This window comes from Pseudomonas sp. 31-12 (assembly GCF_003151075.1).
In the GTDB taxonomy this organism is placed as follows: domain Bacteria; phylum Pseudomonadota; class Gammaproteobacteria; order Pseudomonadales; family Pseudomonadaceae; genus Aquipseudomonas.
On record NZ_CP029482.1, the window covers coordinates 5,094,897 to 5,115,202 of the forward strand.

Annotated in this window: 17 protein-coding genes, 4 tRNA genes and 1 pseudogene; 9 read left to right on the forward strand and 13 right to left on the reverse strand. The window is 59.1% G+C overall.

Annotation, left to right across the window (positions count from 1 at the left end; translation table 11 throughout):
- The first annotated feature begins 5 nt into the window (after nt 1-5).
- Complete coding sequence (locus DJ564_RS24035) at nt 6-524, forward strand: DUF2062 domain-containing protein (RefSeq protein ID WP_109633877.1); 519 nt, start codon at nt 6-8, stop codon at nt 522-524.
- Nucleotides 525-595: 71 nt separating this feature from the next.
- Here the strand turns inward: DJ564_RS24035 and DJ564_RS24040 are convergent, their stop codons facing one another.
- The 4 genes from DJ564_RS24040 to DJ564_RS24055 form a co-directional block, all read right to left on the reverse strand.
- Nucleotides 596-1,375, reverse strand: coding sequence for an ABC transporter permease (locus DJ564_RS24040; RefSeq protein WP_010461900.1), 780 nt, complete (start codon nt 1,373-1,375; stop codon nt 596-598).
- Nucleotides 1,372-2,304, reverse strand: a complete 933-nt coding sequence (locus DJ564_RS24045) for an ABC transporter ATP-binding protein (protein WP_109633878.1) — start codon at nt 2,302-2,304, stop codon at nt 1,372-1,374. Before DJ564_RS24045 ends, DJ564_RS24040 begins: the two co-directional genes overlap by 4 nt.
- Before the next feature lie 133 nt (nt 2,305-2,437).
- A complete protein-coding gene (locus DJ564_RS24050) occupies nt 2,438-3,061 on the reverse strand; it encodes a glutathione S-transferase family protein (protein ID WP_109633880.1) in 624 nt (207 codons plus the stop codon).
- Between the two features lie 43 nt (nt 3,062-3,104).
- Entirely contained in the window at nt 3,105-3,764 is a 660-nt protein-coding gene (locus DJ564_RS24055) for a transglutaminase family protein (RefSeq protein WP_109633882.1), read from the reverse strand.
- A gap of 248 nt (nt 3,765-4,012) precedes the next feature.
- On the opposite strand from DJ564_RS24055, the gene DJ564_RS24060 reads away from it, so the two are divergent.
- Nucleotides 4,013-6,460, forward strand: a complete 2,448-nt coding sequence (locus DJ564_RS24060) for an acyl-CoA dehydrogenase (protein ID WP_109633884.1) — start codon at nt 4,013-4,015, stop codon at nt 6,458-6,460.
- Nucleotides 6,461-6,525: 65 nt separating this feature from the next.
- Nucleotides 6,526-6,933 carry a PA2817 family protein gene (locus DJ564_RS24065; protein WP_010461909.1) on the forward strand — a complete coding sequence of 136 codons (408 nt, stop codon included), beginning with the start codon at nt 6,526-6,528 and terminating at the stop codon, nt 6,931-6,933.
- Nucleotides 6,934-7,123: 190 nt separating this feature from the next.
- On the opposite strand, the gene DJ564_RS24070 is transcribed toward DJ564_RS24065, so the two are convergent.
- Complete coding sequence (locus DJ564_RS24070) at nt 7,124-8,113, reverse strand: LysR family transcriptional regulator (protein ID WP_094471193.1); 990 nt, start codon at nt 8,111-8,113, stop codon at nt 7,124-7,126.
- 90 nt (nt 8,114-8,203) lie between these two features.
- Between DJ564_RS24070 and DJ564_RS24075 the strand changes: the two genes are divergently transcribed.
- From DJ564_RS24075 to DJ564_RS24090, 4 genes are all read left to right on the forward strand, one after another.
- Nucleotides 8,204-8,830 (forward strand): hypothetical protein, encoded by a 627-nt coding sequence (locus DJ564_RS24075; RefSeq protein WP_109633886.1) that lies wholly within the window; start codon nt 8,204-8,206, stop codon nt 8,828-8,830.
- Between the two features lie 92 nt (nt 8,831-8,922).
- Complete coding sequence (locus DJ564_RS24080; protein WP_109633888.1) at nt 8,923-9,693, forward strand: 2OG-Fe(II) oxygenase; 771 nt, start codon at nt 8,923-8,925, stop codon at nt 9,691-9,693.
- A gap of 1 nt (nt 9,694) precedes the next feature.
- Nucleotides 9,695-10,333 (forward strand): LysE family translocator, encoded by a 639-nt coding sequence (locus DJ564_RS24085; protein ID WP_109633890.1) that lies wholly within the window; start codon nt 9,695-9,697, stop codon nt 10,331-10,333.
- A 196-nt stretch (nt 10,334-10,529) separates the two neighbouring features.
- Nucleotides 10,530-12,269 carry a dipeptidase gene (locus tag DJ564_RS24090; protein WP_109633892.1) on the forward strand — a complete coding sequence of 580 codons (1,740 nt, stop codon included), beginning with the start codon at nt 10,530-10,532 and terminating at the stop codon, nt 12,267-12,269.
- A 147-nt stretch (nt 12,270-12,416) separates the two neighbouring features.
- On the opposite strand, the gene DJ564_RS24095 is transcribed toward DJ564_RS24090, so the two are convergent.
- The 4 genes from DJ564_RS24095 to DJ564_RS24110 all read right to left on the reverse strand — a co-directional run bounded on the left by DJ564_RS24095 (nt 12,417) and on the right by DJ564_RS24110 (nt 12,830).
- Nucleotides 12,417-12,492 (reverse strand) — tRNA-Gly (locus DJ564_RS24095).
- A 3-nt stretch (nt 12,493-12,495) separates the two neighbouring features.
- Nucleotides 12,496-12,571, reverse strand: a tRNA-Glu gene (locus tag DJ564_RS24100).
- 105 nt (nt 12,572-12,676) lie between these two features.
- Nucleotides 12,677-12,752, reverse strand: a tRNA-Gly gene (locus DJ564_RS24105).
- Between the two features lie 2 nt (nt 12,753-12,754).
- Nucleotides 12,755-12,830: transfer RNA gene (locus DJ564_RS24110), tRNA-Glu, on the reverse strand.
- A 378-nt stretch (nt 12,831-13,208) separates the two neighbouring features.
- On the opposite strand from DJ564_RS24110, the gene DJ564_RS24115 reads away from it, so the two are divergent.
- Complete coding sequence (locus DJ564_RS24115; RefSeq protein ID WP_109633894.1) at nt 13,209-13,979, forward strand: hypothetical protein; 771 nt, start codon at nt 13,209-13,211, stop codon at nt 13,977-13,979.
- 632 nt (nt 13,980-14,611) lie between these two features.
- Here DJ564_RS24115 and DJ564_RS32925 read toward each other — a convergent pair.
- The 4 genes and pseudogenes from DJ564_RS32925 to DJ564_RS24135 all read right to left on the reverse strand — a co-directional run bounded on the left by DJ564_RS32925 (nt 14,612) and on the right by DJ564_RS24135 (nt 19,021).
- Nucleotides 14,612-15,493, reverse strand: a complete 882-nt coding sequence (locus tag DJ564_RS32925) for a methyl-accepting chemotaxis protein (RefSeq protein ID WP_371922089.1) — start codon at nt 15,491-15,493, stop codon at nt 14,612-14,614.
- Nucleotides 15,473-16,576: pseudogene (locus tag DJ564_RS32930) on the reverse strand (HAMP domain-containing protein); the annotation flags it as partial. The gene DJ564_RS32925 and the pseudogene DJ564_RS32930, both read right to left, overlap by 21 nt.
- Before the next feature lie 108 nt (nt 16,577-16,684).
- The gene (locus DJ564_RS24130) at nt 16,685-18,076 is read right to left on the reverse strand and encodes a PLP-dependent aminotransferase family protein (RefSeq protein ID WP_109633897.1); all 1,392 of its coding nucleotides are present in this window, start codon (nt 18,074-18,076) and stop codon (nt 16,685-16,687) included.
- Between the two features lie 183 nt (nt 18,077-18,259).
- The gene (locus tag DJ564_RS24135) at nt 18,260-19,021 is read right to left on the reverse strand and encodes an SDR family oxidoreductase (protein WP_109633899.1); all 762 of its coding nucleotides are present in this window, start codon (nt 19,019-19,021) and stop codon (nt 18,260-18,262) included.
- Between the two features lie 235 nt (nt 19,022-19,256).
- Here DJ564_RS24135 and DJ564_RS24140 point away from each other — a divergent pair, with 235 nt between their 5' ends.
- Nucleotides 19,257-20,261, forward strand: coding sequence for an NADP-dependent oxidoreductase (locus DJ564_RS24140; RefSeq protein ID WP_109633901.1), 1,005 nt, complete (start codon nt 19,257-19,259; stop codon nt 20,259-20,261).
- Nucleotides 20,262-20,306: the final 45 nt, after the last annotated feature.

Sequence of the window (20,306 nt, forward strand, 5' to 3'; positions counted from 1 at the left end):
GCCTTATGCCCCGGCGCTTATTCAAACGTTACATGCCAGACCCGACCAGCATCAGGGAACACAAATCCTTACGCTTTCTCGGCACCCTGCTGCATGACCCGAACCTCTGGCACCTCAACCGTCATTCCGTCGCACGGGCCATGGCGGTGGGTCTGTTCGCGGCTTTCCTGCCCATTCCGTTGCAAATGCTGGTCGCGGCCATTCTTGCGATTGTGGTGCGGGGCAACATGCCCATTGCCGTCAGCCTGGTCTGGCTGACCAACCCGATTACCATGCCGGCAGTGTTCTTTTGCACCTATCAGACGGGGGCGTGGTTGATGGACGTGCCGGCCAGGCATTTGCCGGACGAACTGACCTGGGAATGGATCAGCGGCGAGCTGTCTACTCTGTGGCAGCCATTTCTGTTGGGATCGGTGGTGACGGGTCTGGTGCTGGGCGCCCTCGCCTATTGCCTGGTGATGATGTATTGGCGCTGGTGGGTCAGTCGGCAGTGGAAACGGCGTAAGCAACGCCGGATGCAGTAGATGCAAAACGGCCTCCATTTTTGGAGGCCGTTTTTTTGTGGTGTCTGGGCTGATGCCTTCGCGGTCTTACTTTATGTACGCATCCCGCGCCCACTGACCAGCAGCCGCGCACAGCCGATGTACAACACCACGGTCGCCACCAGCATGAAGGTAATCGCCACGCTGATCCTGATGTCCGAAACGCCAAGAATGCCGTAGCGGAAGGCGTTGACCATGTGCAGCACCGGGTTCGCCAGGGACACGGTCTGCCAGAACGGCGGCAGCAAGCTGATCGAGTAGAACACCCCCCCCAGGTACGTCAGCGGTGTTAGCACGAAAGTCGGGATGATCGAGATGTCATCGAAGTTGCGTGCAAACACGGCGTTGATGAAGCCCAGCAGCGAGAAGATCGTCGCCGTCAGCACCACCACCAGAATGGTCACGCCCAGGTGATGCACCTGCAACTCGGTGAAGAACAGTGACAGCAGGGTCACGATGAGCCCGACCATCAAGCCGCGCAGCACGCCGCCCAAGGTGTAACCGATCAAAATCGTATGGGGTGACACCGGCGACACCATCAATTCCTCGATGGAACGCTGGAACTTGCTGCCGAAGAAACTCGACACCACGTTGCCGTAGGAGTTGGTGATCACCGACATCATGATCAGGCCCGGCACGATGTATTCCATATAGGTGAAGCCACCCATGTCACCGATCTGCCGGCCGATCAGGTTACCGAAGATCACGAAGTACAGGACCATGGTGATTGCCGGCGGCAGCAGGGTCTGCGGCCAGATCCGGGTAAAGCGCTTCACCTCGCGGTAAACGATAGTGTTGAGGGCAACGAGGTTGGGTTGCAGCTCGGAACTCATACCGCCACCTTCGACAGATTTTTCTCCACCAGGGACACGAACAACTCCTCAAGGCGATTGGTTTTGTTACGCAGGCTCAGCACTTCGATGTTCTGCTGCGCCAACTGGGTGAACAGCGCGGTGATGCCCATGGCCTTGTCGACCTGAACTTCGAGGGTATGGCTGTCGAGCAGCTTGGTCGGGTAACCGAGCAACTGCGGCGCAACGCTCAGCGTGTTCTTGAGGTCGAGCAGGAAGGTTTCCACATGCAGCTGGCCGAGCAGCTGTTTCATGCTGGTGTTCTCGACAATGGTGCCGTGGTCGATGATCCCGATGTTGCGGCACAACTGCTCAGCCTCTTCCAGGTAGTGGGTGGTGAGGATGATGGTGATGCCTTTCTGGTTCAGCTCGGTGAGGAAGGTCCACATCGAGCGACGCAGTTCGATGTCCACGCCCGCGGTCGGTTCGTCGAGGATCAGCAGGCGCGGCTCGTGAACCAGTGCGCGGGCGATCATCAAGCGCCGCTTCATGCCGCCGGACAGCGAACGCGACGGCACATCGCGCTTGTCCCACAGCCCGAGCTGGGTCAGATACTGTTCGGCGCGCTCCTTGGCGATCTTCGGCGGGATGCCGTAGTAACCGGCCTGGGTCACGACGATGTCGAAGGTTTTTTCGAACTGGTTGAAGTTGAATTCCTGGGGCACCACGCCGATGGAGCGCTTGAGCTGCGCAGGATTCTTGTCCAGGTCGTGACCGAAGATATTCACGGTGCCGCTGGTCTTGTTCACCAGGGTCGAGAGAATGCCGATGGTCGTGGATTTGCCGGCACCGTTAGGGCCGAGCAAGGCGAAAAAGTCACCTTCGGCGACGTCCAGATCGATACCACTCAAGGCCTGGAAACCGTTGCCGTAGGTTTTGGTTAACTGCCGGATGGACAGAGCGGAACTCATATCGGATTTACGCACCAAGAAGGGAAGAAAGGGATAACTATGGGCGGGCGGCGAGCAATACAACCGCGGCGCACGAGCGCAATGGTGCTTGTCGCCGCCACACAAGTACAGTCAAGTGTGTCGATAGTGAGTATTAAGTCAACGCGGTCATAACGGCTTTTTTATACGCCGGACGCTGTTTCAGTCGTGCGTACCAGGCTTCAAGATGAGGGTGCGGCGCACGCTCGATCGGCATCTCGAACCAGGCATAAATGAAACTGCCAAGAGGGATGTCGCCCATGCCGATCTGGTCGCCGGAAAGGTACGGCTTGGCCGCCAACGCCTGGTCGGCCGTCGCCAGCAGGTCATCGCATTCCTTGATCGCTGCGTTGATGGCGGGCCAGTCCTGCTTGTCTTCGGGCGTGCGCAACACGCCCCAGAACACGGTGCGGAACGGGCCGGCAAAACTTGAGGTGGTCCAGTCCATCCACTTGTCAGCAGCAGCGCGGGCTTTCAAATCCACCGGATACCAGGCCGTGCCATCGGCGTGGCTGGCCATCAGGTAACGCACGATCGCGTTCGATTCCCAGAGCACGAAGCCGTCGTCTTCGATCACCGGCACGCGGCCGTTTGGATTCATCGCCCGGTACTGCGGCGTATCGACCACACCAAAGGCGCCGCCCGCATCGATGGCTTCATAGGCCAGGCCCAGTTCCTCGGCGGCCCACAATGGCTTTCTGACATTCGACGAATTTTTCCGACCCCAGATCTTCAGCATGACCGCCTCTTTATGGATGAATGCGCAGGCAGCATACGCCGGATCAGGCGCGGCTCAAATCGCTCTGCATATCACCCAGCAACGCTGGCAGTGTGTCGCTGAAGAGATGTGGATAGCACTTTTCCAGGTGCTCGAAAAAGAACGTTTCAGGCACGTCGGCGAACTGGCCGTGGTCGACCAGGTACTCCATCAGCTGCTCGCCGTCACGGTTGAAGGGATGAAAAACACTGTCGTTGACGCCGTCGAACTCCAGCGGCGCCACATTGAACAATTCACAGAGTTTCTGGTTGAAGGCCGGCGTCGCCTTGACCCAGCGACCGTTCAGATACAGCTCCGTATAGCCGTGCATGGCGAACACGTCGCTCCTGAGCAATTCGAGCAACCGCGGGGTCGACAGATGGTTGCGCACGTCCGCCAGACCGATGCGAGCCGGGATCCCGCAATGTCGCGCGGCACCGGCCAGAAGCGTGGCCTTGGGCACGCAATAACTCTCCCCGGCCGCCAATGCATAGCTGCCGCGCAACGTATCCGGGTCGCGACTGAAGGTGTAGGGGTTGTAGCGCACGGCTTCGCGCACCGCGTAATAGAGGTTGATCGCCTGCTCAAGCGGATCGCGACTGGCGCCCCGATGTTTTTCGGCGAACTCCACCACGCAGGGATGGTCACTATCGATGAAGCGGCCGGGACTCAGATACTCGTGCATGAGAACAATCTCCTGGGGAAGCCACGAGTCTAGCGACACCCTCAGCACAGAGATAACGACGTTTCGGCCAAACATGGGCGCATAGCCGCGTAGGAACCGAACGATTTCCCGGGCGTGGTGCCAACCCAACCTACAAAACTCATCGGTGGTTTCCCACGAATTCAATCACCTCGCTCCGACCACCCTGTTTTGCGGATGCCGTCTAAGCTCTGAAGGTTGGTTTTGCCTTGGTTCACGGAGGATTAAATATGCTGCTGTTGTGGATACTGGTTCTGGTTATCGGGATAGCTTATCTAGCCCACCGTCGCGTCGCCCCCCTGCCTGCCCTGTGCATCGTCGCCGTCTATGTTGTCGCGATGGGTGCCTTCAGCCGCGCGCCCGGCTGGCTGCTGCTGGTGCTCTGGGTGTTGATCGCAGCCGTCGCGGCGCCGTTGTTGCTGCCCGATCTGCGTCGCAAATACTTCAGCGCGCCGCTGTTCAGCTGGTTCCAGAAAACCCTGCCGCCGATGTCGCAAACCGAACGCGATGCGATCGACGCCGGGACCGTATGGTGGGACGGCGAACTGTTCAGCGGCCGCCCGGACTGGAACAAGCTGCTTTCCTACCCGAAAGTGCAGCTGAGTGAAGAGGAACAGGCCTTTATCGACGGTCCGACCGAAGAACTCTGCGCCATGGTCACCGACTGGCAGATCGGGCAAGACATGGACCTGCCGCCCGAAGCCTGGACCCACATCAAGGAAAACGGCTTCTTTGCGCTGATCATTCCCAAGGAGTTCGGCGGCAAGGGCTTCTCGGCCTATGCCCACTCCCAGGTGGCGATGAAACTGGCGACCCGCAGTGGCGACCTCGCCTCCACCGTGATGGTCCCCAACTCGCTTGGCCCCGCCGAACTGCTGCTGCATTACGGCACCGACGAACAACGTAACCATTACCTGCCACGGCTGGCCCGTGGTGACGACATCCCGTGCTTCGCACTGACCGGTCCGCTGGCGGGCTCCGATGCCGGCGCCATGCCTGACACCGGGGTGATCTGCAAAGGTGAATGGGAAGGCAAGGAAACCCTCGGTCTGCGTCTGAACTGGGAAAAGCGTTACATCACGCTGGGCCCGGTGGCCACCCTCCTCGGCCTGGCCTTCAAGGCCTATGACCCGGACCATTTGCTCGGTGACAAGGAAGACCTGGGCATCAGCCTGGCGCTGATCCCGACCGACACCGCCGGTGTTGAAATCGGCCGCCGTCACCTGCCGCTGGGTGCCGCCTTCATGAATGGTCCGAACTCCGGCAAGGACGTCTTCGTGCCGCTGGACTTCCTCATCGGAGGCCAGGAAATGCTCGGCAAGGGCTGGATGATGCTGATGAACTGCCTGTCGGTCGGGCGTTCGATTTCCCTGCCGGCGGTCGGCACCGGCGCGGCCAAGTTCACCAGTCTGGTGACCGGTCAGTACGCGCAGGTGCGTGAACAATTCAACGTGCCACTGTCGGCGTTCGAAGGTATCCAGGAAGCCATGGCGCGCATCGGCGGCAATGCCTGGATGATGGACGCCGCCCGGATGCTCACCGCCAACGCGGTGGACCTGGGCGAGAAACCGTCGGTGCTGTCGGCGATTCTCAAGTACCACCTCACCGAACGCGGCCGCGAGTGCATCAGCCACGCCATGGATGTTCACGGCGGCAAGGCGATCATCATGGGGCCGAACAATTACCTCGGTCGCAGCTGGAATGGCGCTCCCATCTTCATCACCGTGGAAGGCGCGAACATTCTTTCGCGCAACCTGATGATCTTCGGTCAGGGCGCCATTCGCTGCCATCCGTTCGTGCTCAAGGAAATGGCCCTCGCCGGCCGTGAAGACAAGGATCAGGCACTCACCGAGTTCGATGGGCTGTTGCTCAAGCACATCGGTTTCGCTGTGAGCAACGCGGCCAGCACGCTGGTGCTGAACCTCGGCTTCGGGCATTTCGAACACGCGCCCGGGAACAAGCTAAGTCAGGGTTACTTCCGCGCGCTTAATCGTCAGGCCGCTGCGTTCGCCATGCTCGCCGACCTCAGCATGATGCTGCTGGGCGGTGAACTGAAACGTCGCGAACGTCTGTCGGCGCGTCTTGGGGATGTGCTCAGCAACATGTACCTCGCTTCCGCCGCGCTCAAGCGTTATCACGATCTCGATTCGCCGGAACACATGGCGCCACTATTTACCTGGGCCATGGAAGAGAGCCTTGGCCAGTCGGAACGTGCGCTGGATGAATTGCTGAGCAACTTCCCGAACAAGGTGCTGGGTTGCCTGTTGCGGGTGATCGTGTTCCCGTTCGGCCGTCGTCACAAAGGCCCATCGGACAAACTCGGTGCCGAAGTCGCCGCAGTGATTGGCCGTGCCAAAGGCGATCCGACGCTCGAAGAACTGCTCGGCGGTTGCTACCGTCCGCAATCGGCGGACGACGCGGTCGGTGCCCTGCAACATGCCTGCAACCTTTTGAACGCGGCGCAGCCGTTGCAGAAAAAACTGCACGTGGCGCTCAAAAGTGGTCAGGTCAAACCGACGGCCGGCGAACACGTCATCGATGCCGCGATGGAGGCCGGCGTGTTGCAAGCAGTGGAAGCGCAGACCCTGCGTGAAGCCGAAACGGCGCGGCGCAAGGTGATCGATGTCGATGATTTCGACAAAGACGAACTCGCGCTGGCCGACGGAAAGGTCCGCTGATCCTGTAAAAAGGGGCGTGGGGGCTTTATACTCCCGCGCCCGTTTTGCTCTTGAGGACTTATCTCGTGTCCAACGTCGTTGCCGATCATCTTGTCTTGCTCGACCACCTGCGCAGCATCCTGGTCGCCGTAGGTGAGGCCGAACAGGTTCCCGAAGAAAGCCATGCCTTGTTCCTGGAGCGCTTCGACGAACTGCGTGCATTGCTGCCGGTCGACCCGATCGAAAGCCAATACCTGGGCCAGGACATTCTCTGTCAGGTCATCACTCGCTACCCGCAAATTGCCCACCTGGTCCCGCGCGACCTGCTGTGGTACTTCGCCGGCGACTGCCTGCATTACATGCCCGATGATGAAATCGACTTGTACCAGGCACTGGAAGAGCGTCGTTTCGAAGCTGAACAGAACGATGAACCGTTCGACTGGAACCAGGAAAAACAGCTGCTGGCGATGTCGAACGACGAGCCGAAGCACTGATTCTCGGGCGGAAATGCTAAAGGCCCGCATGGTTATCCATGCGGGCCTTTTTTATGTCATTTCCGAGTGGTGCGGTGTTCGAGCAGCCGCCATCGCGAGCAATCCGCTCCCACAGGTTTTTGTGGTGAAACTGCAATCCCAGGCATCACAAAAATCACTGTGGGAGCGGGCTTGCCCGCGAAGGCGTCCGTCAAAGCAACCCATCACTCTCAGGCAACTCATACTCCGCCGCGACCTTCCCCGCCTTCCCCGGCTTGCTCAGGGTCGGCTCCTTCTCCAGACACTCCACCAGATAATCAATAAACACCCGCAACTTCGGCGGCAAATAACGCGTCGGCGAATGCAGCAACCAGGCGCCGCCATGGTAGGACGCAAGGAACGTCCAGTCCGGCAACACCTGCACGATCAACCCCTGCTCCAGCGCATAACGCGCGGTGAAGTACGGCAGGCTGCCAATCCCGATGTGCTGCAACACCGCGCCCAGTCGCACGCCCGTGTGATTCGCCGCATACCGGCCGCGGACACCGACCGTCACAGCCTTGCTGCCTTTCTTGAATTTCCAGCGCGCGTCGCTCGGGGTTTCACCCAAGTAGATGCAACTGTGGTTGAGCAAGTCATGGGGGTGCGTCGGCGTGCCATGTTCGGCCAGGTACTGCGGCGTAGCGCAGAGCAAATGGTCAATGGTCAGCAACTGCCGCCCGACCAGTCCAGCGGGTGGTCGATCGGTAATACGGATCGCCAGATCAACGTTGTCGTCGATCAGATCCACCTGCCGATCCTCCAGCAACAACTCCACATCCACTTTGGGGTAACGGCGCAGAAATTCCGGCATATGCGGGTGAATCACAAATCGACCGACCGCCTTGGGCACGCTGACCCGCACCAATCCTTCCGCTTCATGGGTGAACTGCCCGCTGATTTCCATCACGGACTTGGCCGCGCTGACCATCTCCTGGCAACGCTTGAACACCTCTTCGCCACCGTCGCTCAAGCGCAGTTTGCGCGTGGTTCGCTGCAGCAATCGCGTGGCCAGCGCCTTTTCCAGACGGGAGATGCTGCGACTCACCGCCGAAGGTGAAGACCCTAGCTGACGAGCCGCCTCGGAAAAGCTGCCGGTCTCGACAACCTTGACGAAAATCGCCATTTCACCGAGCAGAGGCAGTGGAAGATTTATGCTCACAGCGCAACAGTCCTTTGATGTTTGAACGGATTATCACGCAATTCCACGCTTCATATAATAAAAAAAGAAACTTTAATGAGGACATGGAATATGACGCTTCGCCTCTTTTTCCATAGTGATGACCTCAAGGCCAATGTGGAAGTCCTGGATTGCACGCCCCAGGAGAACGAGTTTGCCGTGGTGCTGCGCGCCACGCTGTTTCACCCCCAGGGTGGCGGTCAGCCTTGCGATACCGGCTGGATCGGCGAAAGCCAGGTCCTGCGCGTGATGCAGGACCCGGACCGGATCATTCATTTTGTCGACCAACCGGTGAAGCTTGGCATGACCCAGATTCGGGTTGACGAGCCACGTCGCCAGTTCAATTCGCGCATGCATTCGGCCGGGCACCTGATCGGCCATTTTGTCCAGGCGCTGGGTTGGATGCCGATCAAGGCCCATCACTGGCCGGGCGAAGGACGCGTGCAATTCAAACCGGCAGAGTCGGCAAAAGAGGTGGACGCCGAGATGATTCAGCAGGCCATCGAGCAATGGATTGCCCAGGATCTGCCGCGCCTGACGTCGATGCGCGAAGGCGCCCGGGAAATTGGTTTCGGTGAGCTGCCCGCCTACGGCTGCGGCGGCACCCATGTACGTAGCCTGAAGGATTTGGCCACGGTCACGATCGCTTCCCTTTCACTGAAAAAGGGAACGCTGTCAGTCCACTACAGCGTGGATTGAGCATTTGGGCGATGGCGTCCTCGTCATCGCCTGACGCCCGGGGGAGCCTGCATTCGCGGGTTCTGTTGACTATCTATAGATGGACCTAAGACATGATGCTTGACGTCGAGCGTCTCGATGAGACGTGCATAAAAAAACTGGCCAACGAAGAAGTCCTCGCCATCCGCGTCAAAGGCCTGTTGCCCCAGCCGCTGGCGATTCAGATTGGCGACAAGATCCTCGCTCCGGGCTTCGAAGGCTATATCAATGCGCCGAGTATCGGTCGCATCGGCATGGCGTTTTATGAGGCGGAAAACCAGCCGTTGCTGATCGAAGATTATTTCGAGCATGCCTCGCGCAACATCACGGAATTGCGTAATCGCTGCGCACCCTACTCGTCCCCGGTCGACACCTTGCGCTGCATGCTCGATGAGTCCTGGCCGGCGGGCGCGCATCTGGAAAATCTCTACGGTCGCAAGATGTATGTCGGGCTGTCCCGCGTGGTGAAACCGGGTGTGTGCTTCCTCGCCCATCACGACATTTTCGCCAAGGACGCCCCGGACAGTTACCAGGCCAGAAGTCTGGAAGCGCAGTTCGCCTGCAACGTTTACCTGAACATGCCGAGCGAGGGCGGCGCGCTGCAGATGTGGGACCACGACATTTCTCCGGATCAATTCGACGAAATGCGTGGCGACAGTTATGGCATCGACCCGGCCCTGCTGGGCACTCCGACCCTGGAGATTCGTCCTGAGCCGGGGGATTTCATCATGTTCAATTCGCGCTGCATGCACTCGGTGACGCCGGGCGTGGCAGATCCGCGATTGAGCCTTTCGTTCTTTGTCGGCTATCGCGGCAATGCTTCACCCCTTACTTTTTGGAGTTGAAATGCTTTCGAATTACCTGGGCGAGTTCCTGGCGCTGGCGACCATTCACTTTCTGGCTGTAGTCGCACCCGGACCGGACTTCGCGGTCACCATTCGTCAGAGCGTGCGTTTCGGCCGATTGGTCGGGATCTGCACGGCACTGGGCATTGGTGCGGGGATTTCCGTGCACGTGCTTTACACCCTGCTCGGGGTCGGCGCATTGATGCACACGACGCCCTGGTTGTTGACGGTGGCCAAGGTGGTGGGCGGCGCTTACATTTTGTACCTCGGTGTCAGCCTGCTGCGCAGTAAACCCAAGTCCGTGCTTGAGGGTGACAAAGTCAGCGATGAGCCGGTCGTCGAGCAAACGTTGCTCAAGGCATTCACCACCGGTTTTCTGACCAACGCGACCAACCCCAAGGCGACGCTGTTTTTCCTGGCGATTTTCACCACGATCATCAGCGCCACCACACCGCTGAAGGTCCAGGCGCTGTACGGGGTGTGGATGTGTTTTGTGAACGCGCTGTGGTTCGTGATCGTCGCGCTGTTCTTTTCCAGCGCCCGGGTGCGATTGCTGTTCATGCGCATGGGGCATTGGTTCGAACGCACCATGGGGGTGATTCTGATCCTGTTCGCCGGACGCTTGATTCTCTCGATGTAAAACCATCTGAAATACAAAAGGCCCGCTCAGTCCGACTGACGGGCCTTTTTCGTTTCTGCGCCGCTTTTGCATTTCTGTGCGACAGATCCCACTTCAGGACTCCCGTAACACTCCGTTACAGTGTTAGGTTGGAAACGTTTCTGTCTCATCGATCAGAAACTTCTCACCAACTGCCTGCAAAGGAATGCCCACAGCAATGAATTTCTCACTCAAGCACCTGGCTGCGTCAACCCTGATTCTGGCCAGCCTTTCGTCGTTCACCCTGACAGCGCAAGCCAACATCACCCCGAAACAGAGCGCGGCGATCCTCAAGACCTTCAGCGATGCATCGGTCAAGGATTTCAGGCAATTCCTGGGAGGCCTGGCCAAGAGCGACCTCGGCAAAACTGACAATCTCGGCCCGGCCATCAGCGCCTTCCTCGGCAACAAGACCCTTTCTGCAGAGCAGCAAAACGAAATCCATCGCCTGCTTGGCCTCTATGCGCGGGTGAAATACGGCAGCGCTGCCACCGAGACCCTGCGCGAACTGGTGGCCATCCCGACTTTCCGCGTCGATGGCGTTGACCAGCATGACAATCCCGAATTCATCAAGATCGCCGAGAAGATCAAGGGCCTGGCCCAGGCGTTCAACCTGAACTTCCGCAACATCGACAACCGCGTTTATGAAATCTCCCTTGAAGGCAGCAGCGATGAGGTCGTGGGCATTCACGCGCATGCCGACGTCGTGCCCGTGACGCCGGAGAACTGGGTCCTGAAAGACGGCACCAAACTCGATCCGTTCAAAGTCACCCTGATCGGTGACCGCATGTATGGCCGGGGTACCGAGGATGACAAGAACGGCATCGTTGTCGCGCTGTATGCGATGAAGATCATCAAGGAAGAGAAGCTGCCGCTGGCGCGCAATTTCAAGCTGCTGGTCGACACCACCGAAGAAACCACCGGCGACGCCATCCCTTACTACTTCGAACACAACCCGACACCCAACTACAACCTGGCGCTGGATGGCGGCTACCCGGTGGTGATCGCCGAGAAAGGCTACGGCACCGTGATGGCGAACTTTGCCAAGCGTAAGGCCGAGGGCACGGGCGCTGAAATCATCTCGATGACCGGCGGCATGGCCACCAACCAGATTCCGTCGACATCGGTCGCCACCCTTTTGACAGAGAAACCTGCTGAATTGGCCGCCAACCTGCAGAAGGCCGGCGCCGATTACGCCAAACGCAATGGCGGCAACTTCGACGTCACCGCCAAGGTCGATGGCAAAGACGTCAAACTGACGGTCACCGGCGTTTCTGCACACTCCTCCGAGCCCGAGTCCGGCGTCAATCCGGTGGCCAGGATGCTGGAGTTCATCAACAGCCAGGACGGCAAGGTCGCGCTCAAGCATAACCACATCACCGACGCCGCCCGTTATGCCTCGGATAACTGGGGCCTGGATTACCAGGGTGGGAAATTGGGGGTTGGCTTTTCCGACGCCTTCATGGGACCGCTGACCGCTTCCCTGACCTATGTCGCCATGGATGACAAAACCTTCAAGCTCGCGGTCAACCTGCGGGTGCCAAAGGGCAAGTCCCCGAAAACCCTCAAGAGCGAAATTGCCGACAAGCTTGGCGCCTGGAGCAAGAAGACCGACGTTGCGGTGGCCTTCGACTACTCGATCGCCGAACCGATGTACCGCAATCCTGAAGGTGAATGGGTCAAGGCCTTGCTCGCCGTAGCCAGCGAAAACCTGGGCATGGAACACAAGTACGGCACCTCCGCCGGTGCCACCTCGGTCCACGAACTGCCCAATGGCGTGCAATTCGGCCTGGCTCGACCTGAGGTCAAGTACACCGGCCACACCGACAACGAGTTCAAGACGGTCGACCAGTTCCTGCTGGACCTGCAGATCGTGACGGAAATGATGGGGCGCATCGGGCAGTTGCCGAAGCTCTGATCGCTTGTCGGACCCGCTGTTATGGCGGGTCCGACGTGTTGATCGTGTTGATTCCAGCATCCATAAAAAAGGACCTTGAGGTCCTTTTTTATGGATCACGCACAAACAAAAACGCCGCTCATTGCTGAGCGGCGTTTTCGTTAAATATGGAGCGGGAAACGAGACTCGAACTCGCGACCCCGACCTTGGCAAGGTCGTGCTCTACCAACTGAGCTATTCCCGCAAATGGCGTCCCCTAGGGGACTCGAACCCCTGTTACCGCCGTGAAAGGGCGGTGTCCTAGGCCACTAGACGAAGGGGACACGCTAACTGAAACACATGGTGTGTATTTCAGTGCCCAAATCCGCATCCGAAGATGTCGGCTCTGGCTTCACTCAGCTTTGCCCGAAAGCAACGCTGCTTAAAATTGGAGCGGGAAACGAGACTCGAACTCGCGACCCCGACCTTGGCAAGGTCGTGCTCTACCAACTGAGCTATTCCCGCATTGGCGTCCCCTAGGGGACTCGAACCCCTGTTACCGCCGTGAAAGGGCGGTGTCCTAGGCCACTAGACGAAGGGGACACACGTACAACATTCACTTCCTACCGCGTTTCGCTGTGTGCTTTACGCTGTAAGTGGCGCGCATTCTATGGATGGATTGAGGGGTCGTCAACCCCCAGATATAAATTTATTTAAATCAATGACTTCGCCCCGCTTTCAGCCGGGATTCCGGGTTTTCCTTCTCCTGACCTTTAGCGACTATATTCTGGCAACCACCAAGACGTTATAGTCCGCCGCCGAAGATGATGGCAATGTGATCCACCTTTGCCAGCATTTATATAAGTCGAACCACGGCCGATATAAAGACAGCCACAACCGATTCAACTCGTCGAGCGGCCCTATGCGCCCAAATGCCAAGCCACTACACTCGATCGCGAACCCTATAAAGAGGTCTTACCGGTGACACCACTCATGATCACCCTGCTAGTCGTAGCCGGGATCGCACTATTGATCGCCATTGGCTACATGAACCATGTGGTGGAAAACAACAAGCTGGAAAAGGCCCGTACCAAGGTTGAACTCAACGACCGCCTGCGTCGCTGCGGCGAAATCACCGAGACCTTTCCCGGCCAGCTGATGACACCGGCGCTCAAACTGCTGTTGACCCGTCTGGAACTCAACGTCTGCCAGCGTCTGCTCAACCTCGATAAAACCAGCGCCAACCTCAGGGCGCGGATTACCGAACTGGAAGCCCTGGCCGCGCAAGGCGAATCGATCCCGGTCAACAACCCGCCGGCACCGATCCAGACCGAAGCCAAGGCCAAGGACGTGCGTTTCCTGCTCGAAGCCCTGCACGGCCAAATCACCCGCGCCGCGCAGGACGGTTTTCTGCCAACCAACGAAGCCAAGCGCTGGATCCGCGAAGTGCGCCACATTCTGGTGCTGCTGCACATCGAGTTCTTCAACAACCTCGGCCAGCACTGCCTGCAACAAAACCAGCCAGGCCAGGCCCGCCTCGCCTTCGAACGCGGCGTGCAATACTTGCGTAAACAGCAGGAACCCCAGATCTACGCCGAACAGCTCGAATACCTGGAAAAACTCCTGGCTCGCGCCAACGCCATGGTGATGGACAACATCGCCGCCGTTGAAAGCGAGACCAACCAGTTGAACGCCGGCCTCAAAGAAGTCGAGGCGGATGCGGACTGGAAGAAGAAAGTGATCTACGACTGATCAGACGAAGTAAAAAGAAGCCACCGCGAGGTGGTTTTTTTTTGCGGTGGGTGTGGTGGGTGAGTAATGCCGGAAGATTGGTTGGCTGTCAGGTCGCGATCGCTGGCAGGCCAGCTCCCACAGGGATTTGGTGTGCATCGGCTAGATGCCTGGTCGGCTGTCAGGCCGCCATCGCTGGCAAGCCAGCTCCCACAGGAATCGGCGTGTACCGCTCGCTTCTCACCACTCATTAGGCCGAGCGTTAGCTCGCCTGCTTTTGATCTTGATCTGCCCGCCCCTTTCGGGAGGCTGAGTGGAGGTGTTCATCCGGGGAGTGGCGCGCAGCGCCGTTCGACGCAGTCGAACACGCTGCATGTAGGTCGTCGCGAAGCAGACCGGAGGGCAGTGTCCCCGGATGGATACCGGAGCGAAGGTACGCCGAGCCCAGGCGAGGGGCCGGACGCTTGGGGCGAGCCTTTTTGGGTACTTTTTTGGCGTTTGAAAAAAGTGCCTCGCCGTAAGGGCGAAACCGCCAGCCGCCGTTACCGCAGGAATGGATATGTACACCAGCAAGAGACTGGTCGGCTATCAGGCCGCCATCGCGAGCAGGCTCACTCCCACATTAGATCTGTGCACATTCGCCGGGAGACAGATCAGAGCCGAAAGTGCCCAACCATCCCCTTCAACTCAACCCCCAACTGCGCCAGCTCAATACTCGACGCCGCATTCCCCTGCATCGCCAACGAAGACTGATCCGCACTCGCGCGGATACTCGTCACACTGCGATTAATCTCCTCAGCCACCGAACTCTGCTCCTCGGCAGCCGCCGCAATCTGCTGGTTCATCTGCTGAATCAACGACACCGCCGCCGCAATGCTCCCCAACGCACTCTCGGTTTGCAACGCGTCACTCACCGCCAGCTTCACCAACTCACCACTGTTCTGAATCTGCTGCACCGATGACTGCGCCGCCGAACGCAAGGCGCTCACCAGACGCTCAATTTCCTCGGTCGATTGCTGAGTGCGCTTGGCCAACGCCCGAACCTCATCCGCCACGACCGCGAACCCCCTGCCCTGCTCGCCGGCCCGGGCAGCCTCGATCGCCGCATTGAGCGCCAACAGATTGGTTTGCTCGGCGACGCTCTTGATCACACTGAGCACCGTGCCGATGTTCTGGATTTCCGCACTCAAGCTTTCGATGCTCGAACTGGCTGACGTCGCCGAGTCCGCCAACTGCTCGATCCGCGCCATGCTCTGACGCACCACCTGCTGGCCACTTTCAACCTTACCGTCCGCGGTTTGCGCAGCCTGAGCGGCTTCCTCCGCGTTACGCGCCACGTCATGCACCGTCGCCGTCATCTGATTCATCGCCGTGGCGACCTGCTCGGTTTCTTCCTTCTGGCTACTGACCTCCAGATTGGTCTGTTCGGTCACCGCCGACAGCGATTGCGCCGAACTCGCCAACTGCTCGATACCGGCCTGCAAACCGCTGACGATGGTGCTCAGCCCCGCCCCCATCTGTTGCATGGCCTGCATCAACTGGCCGATTTCGTCTCGGCGCGTCACTTCGACCGTCGCACTCAAATCACCTGCGGCAATCTGCTGCGCAACACGAATCACACTGCGCAGCGGCGCCACGATCAACCGGGTAATCACCCATGCCGCAATCAACCCGACCAGCAACGCCAGGGCCGAGGAGCCGATGATCAGCAGCGAGTTCTTTTTCAGTTCGGCCTGCATCGACTGGTCTTCGGCGACATACGCCTGATCGACCCGCTCCACCACCTGTGCAGCTCGCTGGTGCAGTTGCTCGTAGACGGTTTTTTCCTCGGCCAACAGGCCGGTGTACTCAGTCAGTTTCTCGCTGAAACTGTTGATGTGGCCCGCCACTTCATTGAGGACGGTCTGATAGCCCTCATCCTTGACCGTGGTTTTCAACTGCTCGGCCTGAACCTGCGCCTGATCGGCCTGCTCGATCTTGCCCTGGCCGGCGCTGTCGTCGCCCTTGCGGCTCTGGTCCAGACGCACACGCGCTTCGTTCATGGCCTGCAGCATCAACCGCGACACCTGGCTGACCTGATTGGCCTGCTCGATGAACTGCCCACCGTCCTTGCCTTCGGACTCCTTCAAGGTATAGGCGCCGTCATCGGCAAGCCCGGCTTGCAGGACATCCAGGTTATTGGCCACGCTGGACACCGACCAACTGGCCATTTCCAGGGCCAGGTCCTTGGCCTGACTCAGCGAGACGAATTCGTCGAAGGCCTTGCGATAGGCCATCAGGGACTGCTCGACGTCATTCATCACCGGTACATTGGCCGCTGAAGCAGCCTTGAGCTGCGTCGCCAAAGCGATCAGGCCATCAACGCCCTGGCGCAGGGCATCGGCGGTTTTCGGATTGCCGTGCAAGGCGTAATCCTGCTCAAGCAGTCGCACCTTGAGCAAACCGCTGTTGAGCGACGACATCTGCTTGAGCCCGTCGAAGCGATGACTGATGGTTTGCAGGGACCAAACGCCAATGGCTGCCACCAGAGCCGTCAGCAGCAGCACCAATACAAACCCGACACCCATTTTTTTTGCCATACCGAGGTTGGCAAAACGTCCTTGCACGGCCGAAATCATTGCACTTAGTCCCCTGACATAGTCTGTTGACGCAGATTCGCAATGGGCATACGCCAGCACAAGTCTCTGGCGTCGGAATAATGGCAAAAAGCTACGCCCACGTCGTTTTCAGAACGTTTTAGGTCGATTCGCAGCGGTTGCCTGAAAAAATGCCCGGGCTCGGGGATCGCAGGCATAAGCCACGTTGATGCGCTGCCAGTCATTGGCCTGGCCGTCAGGACTGAAGGCCGTGGCAGAAGACAGCAGCACACCGAAGCGCCTGGCCTGTTTGCGCACCTGAGCGTAGTCGGACATGCGCGATCGCGCCCAGATGAACAGTCCACCGGCTGGCTTGCCGAAAACCTCCCAATCGGCGTCTTCGAGCACTTGCAAGGCCGCCTCTCGGTCCGTATTCAAACGCTGGCGCTGACGCTGGACCAGTTTGCGATAAGCACCGCTGGCCAACAGACAAGCCAGCACCGACTCGCAGAACCTTGAGGCGCCCATGCTGCTGATCATCTTGACCTCGGCCAGTCGCGAAACAACCTCCTCACTGGCCACGACAAAGCCGACCCGCAATGAACTGCTGAGGGTTTTCGAGTAGCTGCCAATGTAGATCACGTTGTCATCGATACCCAACGCAGCGAGGCGAGTCCCGGGGCCGCCGTGCAAATCCGCATAGACGTCATCCTCAATCACCAGCACGCCATGGGTTTTGGTCAGATGCAAAACCTGCTGCGCCACCGCGGGCGTCAGGCAGCTGCCCGTCGGGTTGTGGTAGAGGCTGTTGATGAATAGCGCGCGGGGCCTGTGCTTCACCAGCAACGCTTCAAGCCGTGCCGTGTCAGGCCCGCGCGGGGTGCGCGGCACCTCGATCATGGTCACGCCGTGCAGCCTGAGCAGGTCGAACAGCAACGGATACCCCGGACTTTCCACCACCGCGCAATCACCCGGCTTGAGCAAGGTGCGCACGATCAGGTCGAGCCCCTGACTGGCACCTGCTGTGGTCAGAATACGGTTTTCGTCCACGTCGACACTGAGCTGTCCAAGGCGTTTGAGGATTTGCAGACGCAAGGCAGGCAGGCCCCGTGATGGGCTGTAGTTGAACAACCCGGCCATGTCGGTACGGCTGACCTGACGAATCGCGTAGCTCAGGTCGTCCGTTTCGCGCCAGCTTTCGGGCAACCCGCCACAACCCAGTCTGAGTTCTCTCGAGAGACCGCCCTGTTTCACGTCCGCCCCTTCGAACCAGAAACAATCCTGTTGCCCCTGAACGGCCAGCGCCGGCGTGGCGACGATGAATCCGGCGCCATGACGCGAGGCCAGTACACCTTGAGTCACCAGCCGCTCACAGGCTTCGACGACGCAGGACTGACTAAGCAGATTGACCCGCGCGATGTGCCGCGAAGAAGGTAAACGCGTCCCTGGCAGCACCTCGCTCTGACGGAGCCAGACGGCCAACGCATCGACGATTTGCTGTACGACCGGCACCAATGCCTGTCGATCGATTCTCAATTCCATGAGCAAGCAAACTCCTGTCCATTTGCGGGAAACAGTTAATCACAGGTCTGCTTGATCGGATGTGCGACAACGCCGCCAAAACCCTCGGTTCTAACCATTTGAAACACAATGTTCATCCCTTTCTCGGAACCATGAAAAAGCCCGCACGAATGCGGGCTTTTTCCTACGCTACAACCTTGTTTATCAGAACGCCGTAACACCACCGTCCACGGCCAGGGAGTGACCTGTGGTAAACGCCGCGCCATCGCTGCACAGATACAGCACCGCGCTGGCGATTTCATCGACCTTGCCGATGCGGCCGACCGGGTGCATGGCGTTGGCGAACTCGCCCTTCTTCGGGTCCGCTTCATAGGCACGACGGAACATGTCGGTGTCGATCACCGCCGGGCAGACCGCGTTCACACGAATCTTCTTCTTGGCGTATTCGATGGCCGCCGACTTGGTCAGGCCGATCACCGCATGTTTCGACGCCGCGTATATGCTCATCTTCGGCGCCGCACCGAGGCCCGCCACCGACGCGGTGTTGACGATCGCACCGCCGCCCTGGGCCAGCAACAACGGCAACTGGTACTTCATGCACAACCAGACGCCTTTGACGTTGACGCCCATGATCGCGTCGAACTCATCGATCGTGCCTTCTGCCAGTTTGCCTTTTTCGATCTCGATGCCGGCGTTGTTGAAGGCATAGTCGAGACGACCGTAGGTATTCACCACTTCGTCCATCAGATTTTTTACATCGCTTTCCAGCGTGACGTTGCAGCGCACGAAGGTCGCTTCGCCACCTGCTGTACGAATCAGCGCCACGGTGCCTTCGCCCCCGGCCGTGTCCATGTCGGCCACCACCACTTTCAACCCTTCAGCGGCGAATGCCTGGGCGGTCGCGCGGCCGATACCGTTGGCAGCGCCGGTCACCACAGCGACCTGGCCGGAAAACGTCATGCTCATTGTTATGCCCTCAAAGAGAAGAATGCGGGGGATCGCGTGTTTCCAGTCTAGCCACGGGGTGTATGACACGGCAGCACTATCAGAAGCCCGGTTGTTTGCCCATGAGTTGCAGTGATAGAGCGGCGGCACTGACTATCACTGCACTGGATCGATGTGCATTCGCCGCATCAGCCAAACTTGCGGCATCGATCATGAAGGGCTATCAACAAAGCTTCATTCATCTTGAGTGCCTGTCATGACTTCCCAGACCAATCGCCAGTTCCTGCTTGCCAAACGTCCGGTGGGCGCGGCTACCCGCGAGACCTTTACCTATCAAGAAGTGCCAGTCGGCGAACCGGCTGCGGGTCAGATCCTGGTCAAAAACGAATACCTGTCCCTGGACCCGGCCATGCGTGGCTGGATGAACGAGGGCAAGTCCTACATTCCTCCGGTCGGTATCGGCGAAGTCATGCGCGCATTGGGTGTAGGCAAAGTCGTTGCCTCGAACAATCCCGGCTTCGCGGTCGGGGACTACGTCAACGGTGCACTGGGCGTGCAGGATTATTTCCTCGGCGAGCCACGAGGTTTCTACAAGGTCGATCCGACACTGGCACCGCTGCCGCGTTACCTGTCCGCACTGGGCATGACCGGGATGACCGCCTACTTCGCGCTGCTCGATGTCGGCGCACCGAAAGAAGGTGACACTGTGGTGCTGTCCGGCGCCGCCGGTGCAGTGGGAAGCATTGCCGGGCAGATCGCCAAGATAAAAGGCTGCCGTGTGATCGGCATCGCGGGCGGCGCGGACAAGTGCAAGTTCCTGATCGATGAACTGGGGTTTGACGGCGTCATCGACTACAAGAACGAAGACGTGCATGCGGGCCTGAAGCGTGAATGCCCGAAAGGCGTCGACGTGTATTTCGATAACGTCGGCGGCGATATTCTCGACGCGGTGCTGGGTCGCCTGGCCATGAAAGCGCGCGTGGTGATTTGTGGCGCGATCAGCCAGTACAACAACAAGGAAGCGGTCAAGGGCCCGGCCAACTACCTGTCGTTGCTGGTCAACCGCGCGCGGATGGAAGGTTTCGTGGTGATGGACTACGCCGCGCAGTTCGCCGCCGCCGGACAGGAAATGGCAGGTTGGATGGCCAAGGGGCAGCTCAAGAGCAAGGAAGATATTGTTGAAGGGCTGGAGACGTTCCCGGAGACGCTGATGAAGTTGTTCAGCGGCGAGAATTTCGGGAAGTTGGTTCTGAAGGTTTAACCCGATATTTCAACGCACCACAAACCAATGTGGGAGCGGGCTTGC

Bases quoted from the DNA above. Each gene is read 5' to 3' on its own strand.
- DJ564_RS24035 (WP_109633877.1), top strand. From the start codon at position 6: ATGCCCCGGCGCTTATTCAAACGTTACATGCCAGACCCGACCAGCATC.
- DJ564_RS24040 (WP_010461900.1), bottom strand. From the start codon at position 1,375: ATGAGTTCCGAGCTGCAACCCAACCTCGTTGCCCTCAACACTATCGTT.
- DJ564_RS24045 (WP_109633878.1), bottom strand. From the start codon at position 2,304: ATGAGTTCCGCTCTGTCCATCCGGCAGTTAACCAAAACCTACGGCAAC.
- DJ564_RS24050 (WP_109633880.1), bottom strand. From the start codon at position 3,061: ATGCTGAAGATCTGGGGTCGGAAAAATTCGTCGAATGTCAGAAAGCCA.
- DJ564_RS24055 (WP_109633882.1), bottom strand. From the start codon at position 3,764: ATGCACGAGTATCTGAGTCCCGGCCGCTTCATCGATAGTGACCATCCC.
- DJ564_RS24060 (WP_109633884.1), top strand. From the start codon at position 4,013: ATGCTGCTGTTGTGGATACTGGTTCTGGTTATCGGGATAGCTTATCTA.
- DJ564_RS24075 (WP_109633886.1), top strand. From the start codon at position 8,204: ATGACGCTTCGCCTCTTTTTCCATAGTGATGACCTCAAGGCCAATGTG.
- DJ564_RS24080 (WP_109633888.1), top strand. From the start codon at position 8,923: ATGATGCTTGACGTCGAGCGTCTCGATGAGACGTGCATAAAAAAACTG.
- DJ564_RS24085 (WP_109633890.1), top strand. From the start codon at position 9,695: ATGCTTTCGAATTACCTGGGCGAGTTCCTGGCGCTGGCGACCATTCAC.
- DJ564_RS24090 (WP_109633892.1), top strand. From the start codon at position 10,530: ATGAATTTCTCACTCAAGCACCTGGCTGCGTCAACCCTGATTCTGGCC.
- DJ564_RS32925 (WP_371922089.1), bottom strand. From the start codon at position 15,493: ATGCAGGCCATGCAACAGATGGGGGCGGGGCTGAGCACCATCGTCAGC.
- DJ564_RS24130 (WP_109633897.1), bottom strand. From the start codon at position 18,076: ATGGAATTGAGAATCGATCGACAGGCATTGGTGCCGGTCGTACAGCAA.
- DJ564_RS24135 (WP_109633899.1), bottom strand. From the start codon at position 19,021: ATGAGCATGACGTTTTCCGGCCAGGTCGCTGTGGTGACCGGCGCTGCC.
- DJ564_RS24140 (WP_109633901.1), top strand. From the start codon at position 19,257: ATGACTTCCCAGACCAATCGCCAGTTCCTGCTTGCCAAACGTCCGGTG.